A 2,883-nucleotide genomic window follows, 5' to 3' on the forward strand; every position below is an offset into this window, starting at 1 on the left:
CCAGGTCATCGTCGTGACCCACCTGGCGCAGGTGGCGGTCATGGCGGAGCGCCACTACCTGGTGTCGAAGAGCGAGGGCGCGCTCCCGCAGACCACGATCCGCCCCATCGAGGGGGAGGAGCGCGTCGTCGAGGTCGCCCGCATGCTCTCGGGCGACGCGAGCGAGGCGTCCCTCGCCCACGCCCGGCAGATGCTCGAGGCCGCGGCCGCGGGGCGGGCCCGTTAGCCGCAGCCCCTCTCGCCTGCGTTCGCGCTTTGTGAAAAATCCTCCATAGGCCCGACGGGCGTACCACCCGTCGTACAATCGAGTCCCGTGGATAAGTCACATCGACTCGTTGCGGGAGGCCCAATCTTATGACCAAGCACATATTCGTCACCGGTGGCGTCGTCTCTTCCCTGGGGAAGGGCATCTGCGCCGCCTCTCTGGGAAGGCTCCTCAAGGCCAGGGGCTACAAGGTCATGATGCAGAAGGCCGACCCCTACCTCAACGTCGACCCGGGCACCATGAGCCCCTTCCAGCACGGCGAGGTCTTCGTCACCGAGGACGGCAAGGAGACCGACCTCGACCTGGGCCACTACGAGCGCTTCATCGACGAGAACCTCACCCGCGAGTCCAACTTCACCACCGGCGCCATCTACCAGTCGCTCATCTCGCGCGAGAGGGCCGGGGACTTCCTGGGCGGCACCGTGCAGGTCGTCCCCCACGTCACCAACGCCATCAAGGAGCGCTTCCTGCGCGTCGAGGAGCAGACCTCTGCCGACGTGGTGATCACCGAGCTCGGCGGCACCATCGGCGACATCGAGGGCCAGCCCTTCGTCGAGGCCATCAGGGAGTTCCGCAAGGAGAAGGGCGTGGGCAACTGCGTCGTGATCCACGTGAGCCTGGTGCCCTACATCGCCGCGGCCCACGAGGTCAAGACCAAGCCCACGCAGCACTCCGTGAAGGAGCTGCGCTCCATGGGCATCCAGCCCGACTTCATCGTCTGCCGCTCCGACCACGAGGTCGACGCCTCCATCCGCGCCAAGATCGCGAGCTTCTGCGACGTCGCCGAGGACTGCGTCTTCGAGAACTCCGACTGCCCCTCGATCTACGACGTGCCGGCGCACCTCGCCGAGCAGGACTTCGACCTCAAGGTGCTCGAGCGCCTGGGCCTCGAGCCCCGCGAGCGCGACCTGGCCGACTGGGGCCGCTTCACCGACGCCATGCACGAGGCCAACCGCCGCGAGGGCGTCGTCACCGTCAAGGTCGTGGGCAAATACACCCAGCTGCCCGACGCCTACCTCTCCATCATCGAGGCCCTTCACCACTCGGGCGTCTTCTATGGGCGTCACGTGCGGATCGACCTGGTGGACGGCGAGGAGCTCGACGAGTCCAACGCGGACGAGGTCCTGGGCGGCGCCGACGGCATCCTGGTCCCCGGCGGCTTCGGCCTGCGCGGCATAGAGGGCAAGATCCTCTCGGCCCACCGCGCCCGCACGCAGCTCGTCCCCTACCTGGGCGTGTGCCTGGGCCTACAGGTGGCGGTCTGCGAGTTCGCGCGCAGCGTCTGCGGCATGCCTGGGGCGACCTCGACCGAGTTCGTCCCCGACGCCGAGTATCCCGTGATCGACCTCATGCCCGACCAGGAGGACGTGACCGAGAAGGGCGGCACCATGCGTCTGGGTGCCTATCCCTGCAAGCTGGGCGAGGGGAGCCTCGCCCGCGAGGCCTACGGGGAGGAGCTCGTCTACGAGCGCCATCGCCACCGCTTCGAGGTCAACAACGCCTATCGCGCCAGGCTCGAGGCGGCCGGCCTTCGCCTGAGCGGGCTCTCGCCCGACGAGCGCCTGGTCGAGATGGTCGAGCTCCCCGAGGACGTGCACCCCTGGTTCGTGGCGACCCAGGCTCACCCCGAGTTCAAGAGCCGCCCGACCAGCCCGGCACCGCTCTTCCGCGAGTTCGTGCGTGCCGCGATCGCCCACCACGAGGGCTGCGGCCGTCTTGCCGTCGAACCCCTGCACGCAGGGGCCAAGGAGGCGTAGCTTGGCCGCGAGCCTCGACAGGGCCTGCCGGGACTACCTTGCCTACCTTGCCATCGAGCGAGGCAGCTCACGCAACACGATCCAGTCCTACGGGCGCGACCTCGACCGCTACCTGGCCTTCCTGGCCAAGCGCGGCGTGGTCGCGCCCGACGACGTGACGAGGGAGGACGCGGAGGCGCACGTGAGGGAGCTCCACGAGATGGGACTCGCCTCCTCCTCGGTGCAGAGGGCGGCCTCGGCCATGAAGGGCTTCCATCGCTTCATGGTGGCCGAGCAGATCTGCGAGAANAGGGCGTGACGAGCGCGCGGGAGTCCTACGCGCAGGCTCTCAGGGACGCCCGCGCCGCGAAGGCGGAGCTCGAGCGCGTGGTCGAGATGAGCCGCTCCGCGGAGGAGCGCGTGGACGAGGCCTCCTTCGTCCTCAGGCGCATAGACGAGGTGGGGCCCGCGGAGGGGGAGCTCGAGGAGCTCGAGCAGCAGCTCCCCATGGCGGAGCACTCGGAGTCCCTGCTCAGGGCGGCCGGAGGGGCGCACGAGTCCATCCTGGGGGACGAGGGCGTCTCTGACGCGCTCGCCTCCGCGGTGTCCGAGCTCAGGGACGCGGCGGCCTACGACGAGCGGCTCGAGGGCTTTGCCTCCCGGCTCGAGTCCAGCCTCATCGACGTGGAGGACGTGGCCTCGGAGCTCAGGCGCTACCGCGACTCCCTCGACTTCGACCAGGACTCGCTCGAGCGCATGCAGGCGCGGATGTCCCAGCTCCAGGGGCTCCTGCGCAGCTACGGCCCGCGCATGGAGGACGTCCTCGAGCGGCGCCGCAAGGCCGCGGAGCTCGTGGACGCGGCCCGCGACGGCAGCGGGCTC

Annotated in this window: 2 protein-coding genes and 2 pseudogenes; all 4 read left to right on the top strand. The window is 69.4% G+C overall.

Annotated features, from left to right (window positions below):
* Positions 1-226: pseudogene (locus BQ7388_RS12215) on the top strand (DNA repair protein RecN); the annotation flags it as partial.
* Positions 227-354: 128 nt separating this feature from the next.
* Positions 355-2,022 (top strand): CTP synthase, encoded by a 1,668-nt coding sequence (locus BQ7388_RS02340; RefSeq protein ID WP_072499690.1) that lies wholly within the window; start codon positions 355-357, stop codon positions 2,020-2,022.
* Positions 1,946-2,320 (top strand): site-specific integrase, encoded by a 375-nt coding sequence (locus tag BQ7388_RS02345; RefSeq protein ID WP_456319908.1) that lies wholly within the window; start codon positions 1,946-1,948, stop codon positions 2,318-2,320. The genes BQ7388_RS02340 and BQ7388_RS02345 overlap by 77 nt, the downstream gene beginning before the upstream one ends.
* Positions 2,317-2,883: pseudogene (locus BQ7388_RS02350) on the top strand (DNA repair protein RecN); the annotation flags it as partial. The gene BQ7388_RS02345 and the pseudogene BQ7388_RS02350, both read left to right, overlap by 4 nt.

The organism is Olsenella phocaeensis (assembly GCF_900120385.1).
Lineage (GTDB): Bacteria > Actinomycetota > Coriobacteriia > Coriobacteriales > Atopobiaceae > Olsenella_I > Olsenella_I phocaeensis.

Coding starts and splice junctions, on each gene's coding strand:
- BQ7388_RS02340 (WP_072499690.1), top strand. CDS start 355: ATGACCAAGCACATATTCGTCACCGGTGGCGTCGTCTCTTCCCTGGGG.